The organism is Burkholderia sp. AU27893 (assembly GCF_002223205.1).
Lineage (GTDB): Bacteria > Pseudomonadota > Gammaproteobacteria > Burkholderiales > Burkholderiaceae > Burkholderia.
In genome coordinates this window covers 2,487,691-2,506,737 of the sequence record NZ_NKFD01000004.1, presented here as the reverse complement: position 1 = coordinate 2,506,737, position 19,047 = coordinate 2,487,691, and the positions used below count along the sequence as shown (strand labels likewise).

At 65.4% G+C, this 19,047-nt stretch carries 13 protein-coding genes and 1 pseudogene; 13 read left to right on the top strand and 1 reads right to left on the bottom strand.

The features are described 5' to 3' along the window. The first annotated feature begins 97 nt into the window (after positions 1–97). The 7 genes and pseudogenes from CFB47_RS31140 to CFB47_RS31110 all read left to right on the top strand — a co-directional run. Positions 98–2,257: a TcfC E-set like domain-containing protein gene (locus CFB47_RS31140; protein ID WP_373453167.1), complete on the top strand. Its 2,160-nt coding sequence runs from the start codon at positions 98–100 to the stop codon at positions 2,255–2,257. Between the two features lie 4 nt (positions 2,258–2,261). Next, positions 2,262–2,948 carry a pilus assembly protein gene (locus CFB47_RS31135; protein WP_089463332.1) on the top strand — a complete coding sequence of 229 codons (687 nt, stop codon included), beginning with the start codon at positions 2,262–2,264 and terminating at the stop codon, positions 2,946–2,948. Further along, positions 2,948–3,439 (top strand): hypothetical protein, encoded by a 492-nt coding sequence (locus CFB47_RS31130; protein WP_089463331.1) that lies wholly within the window; start codon positions 2,948–2,950, stop codon positions 3,437–3,439. Before CFB47_RS31135 ends, CFB47_RS31130 begins: the two co-directional genes overlap by 1 nt. A gap of 111 nt (positions 3,440–3,550) precedes the next feature. Continuing rightward, positions 3,551–4,063 carry a hypothetical protein gene (locus CFB47_RS31125; RefSeq protein ID WP_373453161.1) on the top strand — a complete coding sequence of 171 codons (513 nt, stop codon included), beginning with the start codon at positions 3,551–3,553 and terminating at the stop codon, positions 4,061–4,063. Between the two features lie 45 nt (positions 4,064–4,108). Next, positions 4,109–4,765, top strand: coding sequence for a hypothetical protein (locus CFB47_RS31120; protein WP_089463329.1), 657 nt, complete (start codon positions 4,109–4,111; stop codon positions 4,763–4,765). Positions 4,766–4,959: 194 nt separating this feature from the next. Beyond that, positions 4,960–5,919 carry a hypothetical protein gene (locus tag CFB47_RS40800; protein ID WP_143330887.1) on the top strand — a complete coding sequence of 320 codons (960 nt, stop codon included), beginning with the start codon at positions 4,960–4,962 and terminating at the stop codon, positions 5,917–5,919. 114 nt (positions 5,920–6,033) lie between these two features. Then, positions 6,034–6,297 (top strand): annotated as a pseudogene (locus tag CFB47_RS31110) (IS5/IS1182 family transposase); the annotation flags it as partial. 390 nt (positions 6,298–6,687) lie between these two features. On the opposite strand, the gene CFB47_RS31105 reads toward CFB47_RS31110, so the two are convergent. Then, on the bottom strand, positions 6,688–10,086 hold the full coding sequence (locus CFB47_RS31105; RefSeq protein ID WP_089463602.1) for a GLUG motif-containing protein: 3,399 nt from the start codon (positions 10,084–10,086) through the stop codon (positions 6,688–6,690). A gap of 1,059 nt (positions 10,087–11,145) precedes the next feature. On the opposite strand from CFB47_RS31105, the gene CFB47_RS31100 reads away from it, so the two are divergent. From CFB47_RS31100 to wecC, 6 genes are read left to right on the top strand one after another with little or no spacing between them, the layout of a single operon-like run. Then, positions 11,146–12,555, top strand: coding sequence for an undecaprenyl-phosphate glucose phosphotransferase (locus tag CFB47_RS31100; RefSeq protein ID WP_089463327.1), 1,410 nt, complete (start codon positions 11,146–11,148; stop codon positions 12,553–12,555). Positions 12,556–12,590: 35 nt separating this feature from the next. Further along, the gene (locus CFB47_RS31095; RefSeq protein ID WP_256946779.1) at positions 12,591–13,823 is read left to right on the top strand and encodes a polysaccharide biosynthesis/export family protein; all 1,233 of its coding nucleotides are present in this window, start codon (positions 12,591–12,593) and stop codon (positions 13,821–13,823) included. Further along, positions 13,820–14,311: a low molecular weight protein-tyrosine-phosphatase gene (locus CFB47_RS31090; RefSeq protein ID WP_179259005.1), complete on the top strand. Its 492-nt coding sequence runs from the start codon at positions 13,820–13,822 to the stop codon at positions 14,309–14,311. Before CFB47_RS31095 ends, CFB47_RS31090 begins: the two co-directional genes overlap by 4 nt. A gap of 7 nt (positions 14,312–14,318) precedes the next feature. Then, positions 14,319–16,592 (top strand): polysaccharide biosynthesis tyrosine autokinase, encoded by a 2,274-nt coding sequence (locus CFB47_RS31085; protein ID WP_089463325.1) that lies wholly within the window; start codon positions 14,319–14,321, stop codon positions 16,590–16,592. Beyond that, entirely contained in the window at positions 16,589–17,767 is a 1,179-nt protein-coding gene (gene wecB, locus CFB47_RS31080; protein WP_089463324.1) for a non-hydrolyzing UDP-N-acetylglucosamine 2-epimerase, read from the top strand. The genes CFB47_RS31085 and wecB overlap by 4 nt, the downstream gene beginning before the upstream one ends. Positions 17,768–17,793: 26 nt before the next feature. Then, positions 17,794–19,038 (top strand): UDP-N-acetyl-D-mannosamine dehydrogenase, encoded by a 1,245-nt coding sequence (gene wecC, locus CFB47_RS31075; RefSeq protein WP_089463323.1) that lies wholly within the window; start codon positions 17,794–17,796, stop codon positions 19,036–19,038. The last annotated feature ends 9 nt before the right edge of the window (positions 19,039–19,047 follow it).

Below are 19,047 nucleotides of genomic sequence, written 5' to 3'. Positions count from 1 at the left end.
CAAGCTGTGGCTCGGTGCATTCCTGTTCTTGTCGTCACAGTCGTTCGCTGAAGTCAAAGTGACCTACGGCGTGCCCGAAGGTTTCAGTGCAGCTGAATTGGACGACAGCGCAAATTACGTCGCGACGTTCAACGGCAGGACCCTGCCGGATTTCATCCGCTACTCGACCTCGGAGTCGGTGCTCGATTTCGACGCGGCCAAGTATGCGGCCAACGGCGTGTCGCCGGATGATATCGACATCATCCGCAAAATCGTCTCGCAAGTCGACTACAAGCGTTGCAGCAAGGGCTGCGACATCGAAGTCTCCGGGTACTTCGTCACCGTCGACAAGCAGAAGCGTTCCATTTCGATTCGCGATTCGCGCGAGGATTATTTTGCCCCGCAGACGGGGTTCGGGCTGGTGAACAACCAGTCGGTGGACTTTCGTGCGTCGTCCGACGGCTATCGCGCCGCCAACGTGAACGGTGCGACATGGGTTGGGTTGCCGTCGCAGAGCTTCGGTTACATGAGCTGGTACGCAAACCGCACGCAGCAGCGCGGCAACAGCTATGGCTCGGAAGGCGTCTCGTCGTATTACCTGCAGAAGAATTTTTCCCGCACCTATGTGCGGGCCGGCAAGCAGAACAGCATCGATTACGCGTCCGGCTCGGTCAGCACGCTGCTGTCGCCGAGTTTCGACCAGTTCGTCACGTTCGGCAGCCAGGGCAACCTGCAGGTTGATCGCAACGCGGGTTCGCTGGTGCTATATGCCACGGCGGAAGGCAACTACGAGTTTTACCGGAACGGCCGCCTCGTCATGAAGCGTCCGGCCGTGCTGGGGCGCAATGAAATCAGTTTTGCGGATCTGCCGGGCGGCTATTACCCGGTGCAGGTTCGCCTGGTCGATCGTAACGGCAACGTGGTCTCGCAGGAAATCCGCGAGATCAACAACGTCAATTTTGGTGCGTCGAGCAGTAACGCGTGGCATTTCACGGTCGGCAAGGAAATGAGCGACCGTGGCGGTTTCCTGATGGAAGCCGCGATGAGCCGGAACTTCAGCCAGTTCTACATGAACGCGTCGACACTCGTCGGTCGCGGCGGGGATTGGGCGGCTGAAGTCAACGTCACGCGGCCGACGAAGCTGGGCGACGTGGACGTCACACCCACGCTTGGCGTGCTGGCGGGGGAGCGCAAGGCAGGCGGCTACGTCAGCCTTGCGGCGTCGAGCGAAGCGCTCGGCAGCTTCTCGGCCAGTCATTACCTGAACAACGACGTGTCGCGGTTCTATTACGGCATGTCGAGCACCAGCGTTTCTTACAGCCGCATGGTGCGCAAGGCGATGCTGGGCTACAACTACCAGAAATCGGGGTTTGGCGCGACGCATCAGGCGGAGGTGCGCTGGAACTATCGGCCGAACGGCTTGTGGGCGACGTTCGCGCTCGGGGTTCAGAAGGGGAGTTTCAGCGGCACGAGCGGCGGATATGGCGTGTATTTCAACATGACCATGCAGCTCGACAAGGTTCAGGCGAGCTTCAGCGCCGCGCGTTCCGGCGGCCAGACGCAACTGAGCGGCGATTTCCGCAAGGATTTCCAGGACGGCTTCGGTACGACGACGCTCGGGATGACCGGCAACCGGATCAATTCCGATTACGGCGTCAACGCTTACGGTTCCCGTTCCGGTACGCGTGGCGACGCATCGCTGAATGTCGGCTACAACGGCAATGCGAGCAACGTCGACTTCAACTATCGCGGCATGGTTGCCGCCAGCAAGGACGGCGTCGCATTCGGCCGTTACAGCAACAGCGGCGGTGCCATGTTGCTGCATACACCGACGATCGACGGGATGAAGTACGGCTTCAACGTCGAGGGCAATCCGGTTGCCGGCGGCAGCACCTATGCGGTGCCGCTCAACGCCTATTCTGACGTGGCTTTTGCGCGCGTGTTGAGCAACAGCGAGAAGCTGGACATGAACATCGAGGTACCGGCAAACATCGTCCGTGCTCATCCTGGCCAGGTGTACGAAGCCAACGCGAAGGTCGACATCAACATGATTTACAGCGGCTTCCTGAAAGATGCGGACGGTAAGCCGGTGAGCGGGAAGATCGTTGAAACCGGCGATACCGCGCATCGCAACGGCCTGTTCTCGATCGTCAGCAAGGCGATGCTCTCGACGATCACGGTAGAAGGAAGCGGGCACCGCTATACGTGCAGTCTGAAAGACGCTAGCGGTAACGACTTCCGCTGCGCGTTGCCCGGCCTCAATCAGTCCAAGGAGTGACGAGATGAATTTCAAACTGAAGACGCTTGTACCGACGGCGATCGCGCTGCTTTGCGCGACGGCTCAGCCGGCGCAAGCCGAAGGCGAGTTGATGGTGATGCCGGCGGCGACTCGCGTCTATAGCAACCACGACCAGAAGGTGACACTGAGGAACATGGGCGATGCGCCGCTCTATCTGTCGGTGTCGCTGCAAAAGGTGATGAATCCCGGCATGACGCCGGAGCAAAAGGTCGACCTCGGGCAAGTCGACAGCCCCGGCGTGATCGCGAGCCCGGACAAGCTGACGCTCGGCCCGGGCCAGAGCCGTCAGGTCGACCTGAAATCGCTGATGGAGCCGGCACATGAGGAGCTGTACCGCTTGTATGTCGTGCCGGTGCGTTCGCTGAAGGTGGACGATGCGCCGCAGGACAAGATCACGGCGCCGATGTCGGTGGCGATCGGTTATGGCGTGCTGGTCCGCCACTTGCCGCCGGGCATCAAGCTGCATTCGGGCTGGACGCACCGCTGCGAAAACGGCGGGATTACGCTCGAAAGCACGGGTAACGTCCGGGAGATCTTCTCCGACGTGTCGTACGAAGGCGTGAAGCAGCCGCAGACTGTCGCCGTATTCCCCGGCGTGCCACAGCATTTCGCGACGAAGCGGATGACGCTGCAGGTCGATGACGAGCGCAAGACGCTGGAGTGTTCCTGATGCCGAAGCCGCGACTCGGCTTCGCGGTCGGGTTGCTGGTGTCGCTGGTCTGCTCGAGCTGCTTGGCGGCCGGCATGCTGAACCTGTCGCGTACCGAGATGACGATTGCGCCGGATCAGCCGCCGGGCGAGCTGTGGGTTGAGAACAAGGGGGATACGCCGTTGTATCTCGACGTGACGCAGCAACTCGTGACGAATCCAGGGCAATTGCCGGAGCATCTCGTACCGGTCGAGGAGGTGCCGCAGCCGACCCTGCTGATCCTGCCCAATCGATTGGTGCTGTCTCCCGGGCAGAAATACCGGATGGCGCTAAAGGCGCTCTCCAAACCAGATCGGGCGCTGGTGTGGCGGGTGACGTTTCGGCCGCGAGAGCGCATTGCCGTTGACGGGGATCACGGCGGCGAGGCTGCCGCCCCGCTGTTTGTCAGTATCGGTTATGGCGCGGTGATCTACCAGTTGCATGACGCGAACGGCAGCACGAGACGACAGTAGCGGAAGCCATCGATCAATCGCGCAGCGTCGCAGATCAAGTCGAGTGTCGACCATCACCAAATCGTAGGAGTTCTCATGAAGAAAGCAAATTTGGCAAAGTGTCTGATCGTCGTGTCGCTGCTTCCGGCCGTTTCGATCGCGCAGACGGTGAACCTGACAGGCAAGACCACGAGCAAAGTGACCGCCAAGGTGGTCAAACCGGACAAATTTGAAGTCACTGACGACAAGGGTGGATGGTTCGGGCAGGGGCTTCAGATGCAGCAGGTCGGTGGTTGGGATACCCCCTACGAGGTGAAGGCGCGATTGCGCGTGCTGTCGACGAGCCGCGATTTCCAGGTTCGGCTGGACGAAGCGGTGCAGATTCGTCACCAGACCAAGCCGACGCAGATTTTCCGCAACCCGAGCGTGACGCTCGGCGCGGACGGCGCCGCGGCGAAACCACTCGCCGTCGGGCAAAACGCATCGTTCACGAACCCCGCACCGCCAGTAGCCGGCAACGATTCGGAGGGCTACTACAACCTGAACGTATCGGCCTATCCGCCCGAAGGCGATTTCAAGAGCACCGCGGGGACGTATAGCGGTGTGCTGTCGATGACGTTCGAGCCCGTCGTTCGAGCGCCTTGAAGGCCATGCTCGGGCAGGGCGCTACTTTTCAGGAGCGATCCATTGATGAAATTACGAAGCGTGTTCAGCGGGCTTGTCTTGATGATGGCCGGTATGGCTGTCGCGGCGTCCGCGCAGGCAGCGATCGACCTGATTCCGAAGGAACTCGTCATTCGGGATAAGGCTGAAACCGTGCGCATCGTCAATCGCGGCGATCGCACCGAGTATGTGTCGATTTCACTCTCACGCATGCTTAATCCCGGCGTGGAGCTTGCCGATGAAAAACTGGAGCCGGTGGGCGACATGTTGCAGCCGGCACTGTTTGCGTCTCCATTTCGCGTGACGCTTGCCCCTGGGCAGACCAAGGTCGTCACGCTGAAACCCACGCGCTCCGTGGACGCCGAAACGGTGTACCGGCTCGATGTCCAACCGATGGTCAGGATGCTCGGGGAGAACCAGCAGCGCGCGGCCGGTAGTGTTGTCGTCAACCTGGCATTCAAGGGGCTTGTTCGCCAATTGCCCGAGCGGGAGCGAGCAACGGCGGAAGTGACCTGCGGCGAACACGGAGCGCGCATCACGGCGACTGGCAACGTGCGTTACACAGTGTCCGACGCGATGGTCGATGGTCACAAGCAGAATGATTTCAACGTTTACCCCGGAACGTCTCAATCGCTGAAGGGAGTCGTGATCGAGGTGCCGGGGCAACGGGTGTGTCGCGGCTAATGAGCACGGTGAGCCGATTTGTTGTCGGCACGATAATTCGGGGAATAATGAGATATCAATATTTTCGCTGAATGCGACTTGTGGTCAGCGGGGGGCGTGTGCCACCTGAAAAGGAGTCGCCATTCAATAACGGGCGCGTCGCGAAGATTTTCAGTGACGTAGGCGCGAAATATTCGTTGTGAGAGGTGGATGCGATGAAAATGAAGTCGGTGTTAATGGTAATTCTGCTTGTTGTTTCCGGTAAAGCATTTTCATGGGTGCTTTTTTCGGGTGACGTGATTAACAAGTACGAAGCATGCTCGTGGACCAATAATGGGAATGGGACAAGTACGATTCGCATTGCAGTGGATTTCAAGGAGGGGTTCGGAATACTGGGATGGGATTTTAAGAGTCGGGGGTTAATGATTTATACGTATGATAAAAATGGGAGAATGAAATCGAGTAGTGCTGCAGCTAAATCCGTATCCCTCAATGGTTCCGTAAACACTACTTATTTTGATGATGGCCTTTGGGTAATGTATCATAATTATGGCGGCACGGGACCCTGGGTTACGCGAGAGCCCTTCATAGCAAATTTTGAGGTCTTGATCAGTGACGAGGTCGTAAAAGATTGGCCTGCCGTTTCACTGCGGGCGGCGAACTTTACGGGCGCAAACAACGTCGCCGAGAATACGGGCGGTGTGTATGTCAGCAAAGACATGACGAGTGGATGCAAGGTCATCGACCCGGAGACGCCGCCTCCGCCGGACATCGGCATTTCCATGTCGGCACCCGACTGGAATCTTGGCGAGCTTCCACAGGGAACCCAGGAGAAGCAGATGTCGAACAGTGCGGATCGGCTCTGTTTTACCTACTCCGGGGCGGCAGTCGGTACAAAGAACTTCACAATCGACGCAATCAGCCAGAATGGTCGAGACGGAACGAAATTCAGGCTTCGCAACCTGGCTGACACCACTCAAATCGTGCCCTATGACGTCAAGCTCGAGGGTGCGGGTACCTCGTTGATGCTTCCGAATACCGGGAACGTTTCACTCAAGTTCGATGGCTCCGGAAAAACTTGTTTTACCCCGACCTTCAGAACGACGGTCGACAAGACCTTGAAGCCCGGCGACTATAGTGACGTACTGACGTTCACGGTCGTGACGAAATCGTGAGCGATTTCGCGACCTGTCTTCGAGCATACGTCAGCCGGTGCGGCAGGAACGATATTGTTCGTCACCGGAGGGGCTGCCGAGAGAGGGGCGACGCATCCTATTTGCCGTGCATGACTGGGTGAGGCGCGCGTTGAATAACTGCTGGCGGCGACGATCGAAGCGGCCAAACGGGCAGAGGTTATCAAGCGCGCGAGCCTGAAGCGCGTGATCGTCGACTCGACTGTGATGGAGAGGGCAGTCGCTCATCCCACCGATTCGCGCCTGCTGGAGCGCTGCCGGGAACACGAGGTCAAGGCGGCCGCCCGGCATGGCCTGACGCTGCGGCAGCGCGACAACCGAGTGGCGCCGCGCCTGGTGACCCAGATCGGCGGCTACGCGCGCGTGACCGCCACCGGGAACGTGCGTGACACGATCAACGGCGCGAAAATCGGCGGCCATGCGCTGGACGATTTCAATGTATATCCGGCGTTTCTCGACCATTGTCGGGGCGCGTCGTAACGATACCCGGCCAGCCGGCGTGCGGCGCGGAATCGTGAGTTGCGAACGATGCGTCCATAGGACGCTTTGTATTCGTCCGGCTTATTGTTGCAGGTGTTCGTTGCATGGGTCGGGATGGATCCGGTGAATCACGCGCCAGACGCATGATGGACTCGTCGATGCAACGCGCAGCAAGCAGGGGAACGAATTGCGCGGCCGTGGTCGGACGACGCAGGTGACGGAGGCCGGCGGCTCGTGATGCACGACGCCGGCCTCCGTTTATCCCGCCGCTTAGTCCTTCAACTGACCCAGGTTGCTGCCGACCAGCGCGACACCGCTGCTACTTGTGCGATTGCCGCTCAGCGTCCCGTAGTTGATGCCCGCGAGCGCGCCGTAGAGCTGGCCGAAGCCGCTCGTGAACGCGATGCGGCTGTCGGTCGTCGAGCCCTCGATGCGGCCGAGGTTGATGCCGGCCAGGCCGCCCAGGTGCGCATTGCGGCCGCCGGAGACGGTGCCGCTGGAGAACGACTTCGCGATCGTACCGCCGTTGAGGCCGACGAGCCCGCCAACCTGGCTTTGGGCGCCGGCGCGAACCGAGCCGGTCGCACGCGACCCGTCGACAGCGCCGCCGAGCCGGCCGATCAGGCCGCCGGCCGTGCTGTTGTCGCCTGCCTCCACGCTGCCCGACGCGACCGATTCCGCCACGCGGCCGGCTTCGCTGCGACCGATCAGGCCGCCGGCGTCGGATTGCGCGCCCGCCTGCACGTTGCCGGTGGCGGTCGATGCGAGCACAGTGCCTGCATTGCGGCCGATCAGCCCGCCGGCCGCGCTGCGGATGCCGGCCGTCACGTTGCCGGATGCGTCCGATCGATCGACGGTTCCCTTGTTGACGCCCACGAGGCCGCCTGCGGTGCTGTCGTTGCCGGCCAGCACGTCGCCGGTCGCGCTCGACGACGCGATCGTGCCGGTATTGCTGCCCGCCAGCCCGCCCGCGACGCTTGCATTCCCGGCCACGACCTTGCCGGATGCACGCGATCCGGCGATCTTGCCGGTGTTGTCGCCGACGAGGCCGCCCGCGGTGCTGTCGTTACCCGCCGTGACCGTACCTTCGGCGCTGGACGCATCGATGCTCCCTTCGTTGACGCCGACGAGGCCGCCCAGCGTGCCCTTGCCGAGCACCTGCACGTCGCCGCGAGCGGTCGATGCCCGGATGTCGCCGGTGCCGGCATTGCGGCCGACGAGGCCGCCGGCCATGCTATTGGCGCCTGCGAGCACACGGCCCGCGGCCGTCGCGCGGGCGATCGCGCCTTCGTTCTGGCCGGCCAGGCCACCTGCGCGGCTGGATGCGCCGGTCTTCACATTGCCGGATGCCTGGGAATCCGCGATGCGACCGCGATTCAGGCCGACGAGCCCGCCTGCCGAAGCGGAATCGGCCGTCACGACATCGCCGTGGGCGCGCGAGGTATCGATTTCGCCGTCGTTGACGCCGACGAGGCCGCCGGCGTTGGCGTTCTGACCGGCCGTCACGGAGGAGGACGACCATGAACCGGTGATGACGCTGCCTTTCCGGTTCACGCCGACGAGACCGCCGATCTTCGCGAAGCTGCCGCTGGCGATGACGCTGCCTGCGCTCGACGACGTTTCGATCACGCCGTCGTTGGTGCCGACGAGACCGCCGATGGCTTCGCTGCGCGCGGCGGCAACACGGACGTCGGCGTGGCTGTTGCTGATCTTCGCCGCGGGTGACCGCGGCCACAGCACCGTGGTGTTCTCGCCGACCAGCCCGCCGATCGCGAGGGTCGACTGGTCGCCGTCGACCTTGCCGGACACGGTCGCGCGGTCGATCGTGCCGCTGTAGTTCGAGCCGACCAGGCCGCCGATATAGGCGGGGCCGCTGGCCGCGACGTAGATGTCGCGAGCCGTCACGTTCGAGATCTCGCCGAGGTTCGCGCCGGCCAGCGTGCCGATCGAGACCGGGAAGCCGTTGCGCGGGGTCAGCGCCGTCGTCGTGATGCGTTGTAGCGAAAGGTTCGCGATGCGGCCGGTGTTGATCGCGAACAGGCCGACCATGCCGCGCCCCGGGTTGGTGATGTTCAGGCGGCTGATGGCATTGCCGAGGCCGTCGAACTTGCCGGTGAACGCATAGTCGCCGCCGATGCTGCGGAATTCGGCGTTGTTGCCGTCGATGCCGTTGCCGAGCACGTATCGGCCCTTCAGGTTGGAATCGACGCCGCGCAGCTCGTCGAGGGTGTGAATCACCTTGTAGTCCTCGCCGTTCGAGCGGAACGACGCGTTGTCGCCGGACAGCGTGACGACGGCGTTGGCCGTCTCGAACGCGTGGCCGTTCTTCGCGTTCAGCTCGAGATGCGCGTTGCGGCCGGTGAGCTTGACGGCGTCGCTCACGCGAATGCGGTCCGCTGCGTTGACGACGAGGCTCGCGTTCGCGCCGGAAGCGGACAGCGCCTTGCGCAGGTTCACGTTGGCGTTCTTCGACGTGAGCGTGAGCGCGTAGTCGCTGGCCCACGAGACGGGCGCGTCGACGTTGAGGTCGTTGCGGGTGTTGGTGAGCGCGACGTTCGTGGTGCCGAGGTTGCGCGACAGCGTGTCGGCGGCGATCGAGCCGTCGCCGCCGACGCCGGCGTTGGCGGCTTCGATGGTCCAGGTGCCGGCGGCGTTGCCCGAGCGGGTATCGACGGTCGTGTCGTTCGCGACGGTCACGCGCTCGCCGCGGGTGAGGACCGTGCCGGTGGGCGCGCCCGTTGCCGCGGCGCTCGCATCGAGCTTGCCCGCGACCTTCACGATGCCGCCGTCGAGGGTGATCTTGCCGCCGCGCGCGTTCAGCCCGCGCGCCTCGATGGTGCCGGTGTTGTTGACGACGGCGTCGAGCAGGTTGCCGGCGGAGCGGGCGGTCATCAGCACTTCGCCGCCGTCGGCCTTCAGGAGGCCGCCGTTGGAGGCCTGTGCGTCGACGGCGCCGGCGTCGACCTGCAGGTTCAGCAGGCCGTTGCCGTCGAAGTTGACGGTGAACGCGTTGCCCGCGCCGAGCGCGACACGGCCGAGCTTGGCCTGGATGGTGCCGTTGTTGGCGACGCGCGCGCCGAGCAGGGCGACGCTGCCGCCGTCGGCGGCGGTGATCTTGCCGTTGTTGACGACGGAGGCGGTGGACGAACCGGAGAAGCGATAGTTGCCGGCGAGGAAGTCGGCATCGGCGAGGTTCTGGGTGGAGGCGACGAGGCCGCCCACGTTGACCTGTGCGCCGGAGCCGAACAGTACGCCGTTGGGGTTGACGAGGAACACGCGGCCGTTGGCGGAGAGGTTGCCGTCGATGCGGCTGCCGGTGGAGCCGATCACGCGGTTCAGGGCGAGAGACTGGCTGTTGGGCTGGTTGAACGCGAGGCGCTCGCCGCCGGCGATGCTGAAGTCCTGCCAGTTGGTGATGAGCTTGTCGGTGTGCTGGTTGATGTTCATGGAGCGGCCGTCGTCGGAGCGGACGAAGTCGGCCTTGCCGGAGGTGACGGCTTCGCCGGAGGGCAGCGCGAAGGCGGGCAGGGCGACGAAGCCGAGCAGGGAGACGGCGGCGACGGCGGCGTGCTTGCCGCCGGCGGACTTGCCGCGGCGCCGCGCGGTTTCCCCGACCGCGGTCCAGCAGCGCTGCGCGCCATTCCACACCAGTGCGTAGGTCTTGTTCATCGTGGTCATTTCCTCGTGGTTGGGTGCTTCACCTGGAAAGGTGATTCGCATGCCTGATGAATGCATGCGTTGACGCGAAACATATGTTCCGCGTGGTGGCCGGCGGCGAGCCGCCGGCCTTGCTGCCCGTGTGCCGGCCGGTGCGGGCCGTCGGGCGGTGCTCGTCAATCCGGTGCGGCTCGCGACACGCCAGCGCTGCCGATAGTTGGCCGGGACGAACGCGGACGCATGCCTGGCGCGAGCATGTGCCGGTCGGATTGTTGGGGAGCCGGAAACGGAGGGAAGGCCGGGCGCGTGCCGATCGCTGCATGGGATCGCAGGCGCGGGGCATGCAAGCGGCGTCGAACGTCAAGGCGGGGAAAGCCGGCTATCTGGCGGGATTCGCGGAAGGCGCATGAAAAAGCGATGCAATACATGGGGCGAATCTTCCACCTTGATCGTGTTGGCTTTCGGTCCGGATAACTGCATGAGGACCGGATGCTGGGAGTCGATGGATATTACGAAACGCCTTCGAGGATGAGAATTGAACAAGTCCTAATGGGACTCCTTTAGTGATCGTTTTTGTCGGATTTTTAGTGGATCACGCGACGGGCTGCCCCGACGTGTCAGCATCGACGTTGCTTCGACTGTTGCCGGGGGGCGATGCGTGGAGCGGATGACAAGGCTGGGCAATGGATTGACCAGTTTTGCCTTTATGACTAGTTGAATTCGAATAACTATAAATAGGACGAGACCGGCTCCTATACCAATTTCTTTGGGACATGTCCGATTCAAATCAATGGGTCACGATGGCAGTATCCAGTCATGCATCGTTCCTTATAGAAGTGGCCCGGTGATTGGCAGGGTGAGACAGCCATTCTCGCGCGATCGGATCGTGACGTTCGGAGCCAACAATTAACAGTTTGTGACGTTAATCGGCGGTCGTTTAAAAACACTATGTTTCGCATTGCTTAATAATAGGAAAAGGCCTCCGACCGAGTCGGCGATCGATTCGTTCCGGCGCGAACGCACGCTGTCGGTGCGTCGTCGCGCGATCGGGACGGGGGCCGATCAGATGTCATGCACTCTTTCGATTACGCAAGCTATGGGTCGGTCGTTCGCGGGAAGGAGGCCTGGTTCCGGCTCGCGGACGCCGGCCTGCTCGCCGGCACTGCATGGGCGGCAAAAAGCTGGCTGGGCGATTCGCCTTACTCGACAGCGGACGCCGTGCTGATCGCGATTGCGCTGGTGTGCGCACTGGTGCTGTTTCCGTTGGTCGGCCTGTACGGCGTGCGCGGGCAGCGGATGCCGTGGCGTCGCGTGTGGCTGGCGCCGGCCGGCTTCGGCGTCGCCCTGTGCGTGGGCGCGGCAGCCGTCGTCGCGTTCGATGCGCGGTCCGGCGCCACGCTCGGCTGGGTGGTCGGCTGGTTCGTGTTGTCGGCGGTCGCGCTGATCGTGTCGCAGGCATTGTGGCGCTGGCTCGATGTCCGCGCCGCGGCGCGAAACGCGCGCCGCAAACCGGTCGCGCTCGTCGGGCACCGCGAACGCTGTCTGGCGCTTGCCGGCCGCGACGCACGCAATGAGACGGTGCGGCTTCCGGTCGCCGCGATCCTCGACCTGTCCGCAGGCGTGCCGGCCGGCGAAACCGGCGACACGGCAATCCACCGCGACCTGGGGGCGTTCGTCGAATGCGTGCGTCGCGCGCATGTCGGGGAGGTCTGGATCGGTTTGCCGCTGTCGGAAGCCGATCGCATCGGCGCGATCGTGCGCGCATTCGACACGGATCTCGTCGATATCCGGTTCATGCCGGATCTGGCGGGCATGACACCGCTTCATCCGAGCCGCCCGAGTCGCAGCCGCGCGCTCGACCTGGTCGCGTCGCCGCTGTCGGCACGGGCGCTCGCGGCCAAGGCCGTGTTCGACCGGGTGTTCGCGGCGTTGGCGCTGATCGCGATCGCGCCGGCGATGGGGGCGATCGCGATCGCGGTGAAGTGCTCGTCGCCGGGGCCGGTGCTGTTCCGGCAGCAGCGCCGGGGCGCCTACGGACGCATCTTCACGATCTACAAGTTCCGGACGATGCGCCGGCACGACACGGATGAGGCCGACGAGGTACGCCAGGCGACGCGGGGCGATCCGCGCGTCACGCGGGTCGGCGCGCTGTTGAGAAGGACGAGCCTCGACGAGCTGCCGCAGTTCCTCAACGTGCTGAAGGGCGACATGTCGGTGGTCGGGCCGCGTCCGCATGCGGTGGAGCATGACCACTTCTACCAGCACAAGGTCGACGGCTACATCCAGCGCTACCGGATCAAGCCGGGCATCACGGGCTGGGCGCAGGTCAACGGGCATCGGGGCGAAACGGATCGCGTCGAGAAGATGCAGAAGCGGGTCGAATACGACCTCTATTACCTGAACAACTGGTCGTTCTCGCTGGACATGCGGATCGTCGCGGCGACCGTTCTGTGCGGGTTCACCCATCGGAATGCTTACTGAATGACGCGTCGACGCACGCGGCTTGGACAACAGGAATGGAAACTGGAAAACGATCCCGCTCATGGGCGCGTGGCGCGCGACCGGCGCTGACGGCCTTGTCCGTCGTGCTGCTGTCGGCCTGCGCGGTCGAGCCCGGCATGCACATGAATCTCCCGCACGATGCGCCGCCGGGCGGCGGCATCGCGACGCGGACGCAGGAAAGCGGTCTGACGGTGTCGATGCATCGCATCGATGCCGCATCGCCCGGCCAGCCGCAACGTGAGCCGGCTTCGCTCGACGCGGCGCAGGTGCCGATCGGGTCGATCGACGGCGCGCTGATCGCGGCTCAACGGCGCGACGCCCGGGTGGAGGACGAACGGGCGCGGGCCGTGCTGTTTGCCGCCCCGGCGCCTTATGCGATCGGCGCGGGCGATGTGCTGCAGATTACCGTGTGGGATCACCCGGAACTGGCCGCGGCACAAGGCAACCCGGGCAACCAGACGGTGCGTCCCGCCGATCCGCCGACGGGTTTCGTCGTCGATCAGGCGGGCAACCTGGCGTTTCCATACGTGGGCGAACTGCCTGTCGCCGGCCTGAGCACGAGCGAGATCCAGACCGTGCTCCGGAAGCGGCTCGCGAAGTGGTTCGTCGCGCCGCAGTTGACGGTGCGCGTCGCGTCGTACCGCGCGAATCGCGTCTATATCGACGGCGAAGTGCATGCGCCGGGCGCGCAACCGCTCAACGACGTGCCGATGACGCTGCTCGAGGCCGTCACGCGGGCGGGCGGTTTCACGGCCGATGCCGATCAGAGCCGCATGACGCTCGTGCGCGGCGGCGTGGCCGTTCCGGTCGACTTGCCGGGGTTGATTCGCGAGCGTCTCGATCCGGCGCGCATCGTGTTGCGCAACGGCGACCTGCTGCAGGTCGGCGCGCGCGATCAGTCCGGCGTGTACGTGATGGGCGAGGTCAACAAGCCGACGACGGCGCTGCCGCTTCGCAACGGCCGCCTGACGCTGGCCGACGCGTTGTCGCAGGCCGGCAGCATCAACCAGGGCACGGCCGATCCGAAGCAGACCTACGTGATTCGCGCCGGCGCGGACCGGCAGGCGCAGGTCTTTCATCTGGACGGCCGCTCGCCGGTGTCGATGGTGCTCGCCAACGAATTCGAACTCCAGCCGCGCGACGTCGTGTACGTCGACAGCACGAAGCTCGCGCGCTTCGGCCGCGTGCTCGCGCAACTGCTGCCGGCCATCAACGCGGGCCTGACGGCCGCAATCGTCACGAAATGATGAAACGAATCCTGGTGGTGTGTACCGGCAACGTCTGCCGAAGCCCGGCCGCGCAGGCGCTGCTGTCGCGCGAACTGCCCGGCTGCACGATCGAGTCGGCCGGCATCGCGGCGACCGGCGGGATGGCGATCGACCCGGTGATGAACGAATGGCTGACCGCTCGCGGTTTCGACCTCGCCGCCCATCGGGCCCGGCGCGTGGACGACGCGATCTGCCGGTGGGCCGATCTGATTCTCGTCATGGAGAGCGCGCATCGCGAGCGGATCGCGCGAACGTATCCGATGACGCGGGGCCGCGTGTATCGCCTCGCCGAACGCTACATGGCCGACGTGCCGGATCCGTACCGCCGGAGCCGCCATGTGTACGACTACGCGGCGACGCTGATCGAGCACGGCGTCGCCGATTGGGTCGCCAGGATCGCCGGCCTCGAACGCGCCGGGCCGCGACGTCCGGACACCGGTGCGGACGCACCGGACCACTTGCAGTGAGTCTCATATGAACGCATCGAATCCACATCAACCTCTCTCGCGCGACGCCGACGAGCTCGACGTGCGCGGCCTGCTCGACGTGCTGATCGGGCATTCGAAGTGCATCGTCGCGACCACGGCCGTGTGCGCCGCGCTCGGGGCCGCCTATGCGCTCGTCGCGAAGCCGGTCTACCGGGCGGACATCGCCGTGCAGGTGGAAAGCGGCGGCTCCGACCTGCGCAGCATGGCGGAGGGCGGGCTGGTCGGCGGCCTCGGCGCGCTGTTCGACGTGAAGTCGACCGACGACGGCGAAATGGAAATCCTGCGCTCGCGGCTCGTGACCGAACCGGTCGTCGATCTTCAGCACCTGTACGTCGATGCCCGGCCGCGGCGCGTGCCCGTGCTCGGCGCCATCGTCGCGCGCTTCAATGGCGGGCTGTCGACGCCCGGCCTGTTCGGCGCCGGCGGGTTCGTCTGGGGCGACGAACGCATCGACGTTCCGGTGTTCGACGTGCCGCACGCGTTCGTGGAGCGAACCTTCATCGTCACGTCGCTGGGCGACGGGCGCTATCGCCTGTCCGGCCCCGGTCTTGATCGCAGTGTGGAAGGCACGATCGGCGAGCCGCTGCGCGCGGCGACGGCCGCCGGCGACGTGGCACTGCAGGTGTCCGGCCTCGAGGGCGCGGCAGGCGCGCAATTCGTCGTGAAGGCGGACTCGAAGCAGGTCGTGCTCGCCGAACTGCAGAAGAAGCTGACGATCGCGAACCGCGGCAAGGATCAGTCGGGCGTGATCGGCGTGTCGTACGAAAGCCGCGATCCGGTGCGTGCGGCCGCGGTGCTGAATGCGATCGCCGACAACTACGTGCGGCAGAACGCGAACCGCAGGGCGGCGACCGCCGAGAAGTCGCTGGCGTTCCTGAGCGATCAGGTGCCGGCGGTGGAGCGTGAGTTGCGCGCGGCCGAGGATCGCCTCAACACCTACCAGGCCCGCCATGAAATCGTGGATCTGACCGAGCAGGCGAAGGCGCTGCTGACGCAATCGACGGCCGCGCAGACGTCGCTGTTCGAACTCGAGCAGAAGCGGCTCGCGCTGGCGTCGACGTTGACGGCGGCTCACCCGGAGCGGGCGGCGATCGACCGGCAGATCGCGGCCGCCAACGCGCAGATCGGAATGCTCAACGACACGATCCGGCGCTTGCCCGACGCGCAGCGCAACGTCGTGCGCCTGCGCCGCGACGTCACCGTGCAAACCGAGATCTACGTCGGCTTGCTGAACAGCATCCAGCAGCTTCGGCTCGCGACCGCGAGCAAGATCGGCAACGTGCGCGTGATCGATCGCGCGATCGTGCCGGATGAGCCGGTGCGGCCGAAGCCGGCGCTGGTCACGGTGATCGCGGCGCTGTTCGGGCTCGTGCTCGGCACGTGCGGCGTGATCGGTCGTGCCGTGCTGTTCGGCGGCGCGACCGATCCGGCGGAAGTCGAACGGGAAACGAACCTGAACGTGATGGCGACGGTGCCGTACAGCGCCGCGCAGCGGCAGGTCACGCAACGCGGCGCGGCCGCGGATGGCGGTGCGCCGATCCTGTCGCTGGCGCGGCCGGGCGACCCGGCCGTCGAGGCGCTGCGCAGCCTGTGCACGGCACTGCGATTTCATCTGACGGACCGCCCCGAAGACAACCGCGTGCTGATCACGGGGCCGTCGGCGGGCGTCGGGAAGTCGTTCGTGTCGGCCAATGTCGCGGCATTGCTCGGGCAAGCGAACCAGCGGGTACTGCTGGTCGACGGCGACCTGCGGCGCGGCGAGCTGGCGAAGCGCTTCGGCGTGCGGCCGGACGTCGGCCTGTCGACGGTCCTGCGCGGCGGCGTGAGCGCCGACGACGCGATCGTGCGCGACGTCGCGCCGAACGTCGATTTGCTACCGGCCGGCCCGCGCGCCGAGCGGCCGGTCGAATTGCTGTCGTCGGATCGTCTGGCGGCGGTGCTGGCGCACGTGGCGCGCGACTACGACATCGTACTGCTCGACGCGCCGCCGCTGCTGCCCGTGACGGACGCCGTCGTGCTCGCCGCGCACGCCGAAACGATCCTGCTTGCCGCGCGCTCCGGCGTGACGACCACGGGCGAGCTGCTCGAATCGGCGAAGCGGATCGAACGCGCCGGCGCGCGCACGACCGCCGTCGTGTTCAACGGCTTCCGGCCGGGGCTGCGCTCCGCGCAGTACGGCAACTACGGCGCCTATGCCTACGACGGCGCCGATTCGCACACCGCTGCGGATCGCACGATCCGCCGACGGAGAACCCGATGACCCATCACCCCGAAAACATTCTCGTTACCTTCGGCACGCGTCCGGAAGCCATCAAGATGGCGCCGCTCGTCCACGCGCTGCGGGCCCGCGACGGCGTGCGCTGCGGCGTCTGCGTGACGGCGCAGCATCGCCAGATGCTCGACCAGGTGCTCGACCTGTTCGGCATCGTGCCGGATTTCGATCTCGACCTGATGCGCGCCGGGCAGACGCTCGGCGGCCTGACCGGGCACATCCTCAATGCGCTCGACCCGGTGCTGGAATCGTTCCGGCCGGATCTCGTCCTCGTGCACGGCGATACGACCACGACGCTCGGCGCGACGCTTGCCGCGTACTACCGGCGCATTCCGGTCGGTCACGTGGAAGCGGGCCTGCGCACCGGCAACCTGTATTCGCCGTGGCCGGAAGAGGCCAACCGGAAGGTGACGGGCGCGCTCGCGCTGAATCACTTCGCGCCGACGGAAACCGCGCGCGCGAACCTGCTGGCCGAAGGCGTTGCCGTCGAGCGCATCCATGTGACCGGCAACACGGTGATCGATGCACTGCTGACGGTCACCCGGCGCCTGACGCGCGATCGGGCGCTGGCGCAGCAGATGCGCAGGCGCTTCCCGTTCGTCGACGACGAGCGTCGCATGATCCTCGTCACGGGCCACCGCCGCGAGAACTTCGGCCGCGGCTTCGAGCAGATCTGCGAAGCGCTCGCGAAGATCGCGAAGCGCTATCCGGAGTGTCGGATCGTCTACCCGATGCACCTGAACCCGAACGTGCGCGAACCCGTCACGCGGCTGCTCGGCGACATCGGCAACGTGGTGCTGATCGAGCCGCAGGAGTATCTGCCGTTCGTCTACCTGATGAGCCGCGCGTGGCTGATCCTGACCGACTCCGGCGGCATCCAGGAGGAGGCGCCGTCGCTCGGCAAGCCGGTGCTCGTGATGCGTGACACCACCGAGCGGCCGGAAGCCGTCGCGGCCGGCACGGTGCGGCTGGTCGGCACCGAGGTCGAGCGCCTGGTCGGCGCGGTGGTCGAGCTGTGGGAAGACGGCGGCGCCTATCGCGCGATGAGCCGCGCGCACAACCCGTATGGCGACGGCCGCGCGAGCGAGCGGATTGCCGATCTGCTCGTCTCGCCGCCGGTCGTGACGCAAGGGCCGGCGCATCTGGCCGGCTCGCCCTGCTGAATCCCCGAGTCTGGAGAACCCCATTCATGTCATTCGAAACCGTTTCCGTCATCGGGCTGGGCTATATCGGCCTGCCCACCGCAGCGGCCTTCGCCGCGCGTCGCAAGCGCGTGGTCGGCGTCGACGTGTCGCAACACGCGGTCGACACGATCAATCGCGGCCGGATCCATATCGTCGAGCCCGAACTGGACATGCTCGTGCAGGCGGCGGTGACGCAGGGCTACCTGCGCGCGACGACGGTGCCCGAGCCGGCCGACGCGTTCCTGATCGCGGTGCCGACGCCGTTCGCCGACGGCAACAAACCGGACCTGAGCTATATCGAAGCCGCGTGCCGGTCGATCGCGCCGGTGCTGAAGAAGGGCGACCTGGTGGTGCTGGAGTCGACGTCGCCGGTCGGCGCGACCGAGCGGATGGCCGCGTGGCTCGCCGAGCAGCGCCCGGACCTGACGTTCCCGCAACAGGCCGGCGAGCGGTCGGACATCCGTGTCGCCCATTGCCCCGAACGCGTGCTGCCGGGCCATGTGGTGCGCGAACTCGTGGAGAACGACCGCGTGATCGGCGGGATGACACGCAAGTGCGGCGAGCGTGCGCAGGCGCTGTACGCGGTGTTCGTGCGCGGCGAATGCATCCTGACCGACGTGCGCACGGCGGAGATGTGCAAGCTCACCGAGAACGCGTTCCGCGACGTGAACATCGCGTTCGCGAACGAGCTGTCGGTGATCTGCGACCAGCTCGACATCAACGTGTGGGAGCTGATCCGGCTGGCGAACCGCCATCCGCGCGTCAGCGTGCTGCAGCCGGGGCCGGGCGTCGGCGGGCATTGCATCGCGGTCGATCCGTGGTTCATCGTCGATTCGGCGCCGGAGCACGCACGGTTGATCCGCACCGCGCGCAACGTGAACGACGCGAAGCCGCATTTCGTGTACGAACGCGTGCGGCAGGCGGCGAGCCGGTTCCGCGAGCCGGTGATCGCGTGTCTCGGTCTCGCGTTCAAGGCGGATATCGACGATCTGCGCGAAAGCCCGGCGATGGAGATCGTCGCGGCGCTGGCCGAGCACGTCGACGCGACGCTGCTGGTCGTCGAGCCCAACGTCGCCGCGTTGCCGGCGTCGCTCGAAGGCGGGGCCCGGCTGTGCGACCTGAACACCGCGCTGGCCGAAGCCGACGTGATCGTCATCCTCGTCGATCACGCGCCCTTCCGGCGCATGGACCCGGTGCGGTTGCAAGCCCGTGTCGTGATCGACACACGCGGCGTGCTGGCGCGCGGCTGACGGCCCGGG

Coding starts and splice junctions, on each gene's coding strand:
- CFB47_RS31130 (WP_089463331.1), top strand. CDS start 2,948: ATGCCGAAGCCGCGACTCGGCTTCGCGGTCGGGTTGCTGGTGTCGCTG.
- CFB47_RS31090 (WP_179259005.1), top strand. CDS start 13,820: ATGATGAAACGAATCCTGGTGGTGTGTACCGGCAACGTCTGCCGAAGC.
- CFB47_RS31095 (WP_256946779.1), top strand. CDS start 12,591: ATGGAAACTGGAAAACGATCCCGCTCATGGGCGCGTGGCGCGCGACCG.
- CFB47_RS31085 (WP_089463325.1), top strand. CDS start 14,319: ATGAACGCATCGAATCCACATCAACCTCTCTCGCGCGACGCCGACGAG.
- CFB47_RS31105 (WP_089463602.1), bottom strand. CDS start 10,086: ATGAACAAGACCTACGCACTGGTGTGGAATGGCGCGCAGCGCTGCTGG.
- CFB47_RS31100 (WP_089463327.1), top strand. CDS start 11,146: ATGCACTCTTTCGATTACGCAAGCTATGGGTCGGTCGTTCGCGGGAAG.
- CFB47_RS31135 (WP_089463332.1), top strand. CDS start 2,262: ATGAATTTCAAACTGAAGACGCTTGTACCGACGGCGATCGCGCTGCTT.
- CFB47_RS40800 (WP_143330887.1), top strand. CDS start 4,960: ATGAAAATGAAGTCGGTGTTAATGGTAATTCTGCTTGTTGTTTCCGGT.
- wecB (WP_089463324.1), top strand. CDS start 16,589: ATGACCCATCACCCCGAAAACATTCTCGTTACCTTCGGCACGCGTCCG.
- CFB47_RS31120 (WP_089463329.1), top strand. CDS start 4,109: ATGAAATTACGAAGCGTGTTCAGCGGGCTTGTCTTGATGATGGCCGGT.
- wecC (WP_089463323.1), top strand. CDS start 17,794: ATGTCATTCGAAACCGTTTCCGTCATCGGGCTGGGCTATATCGGCCTG.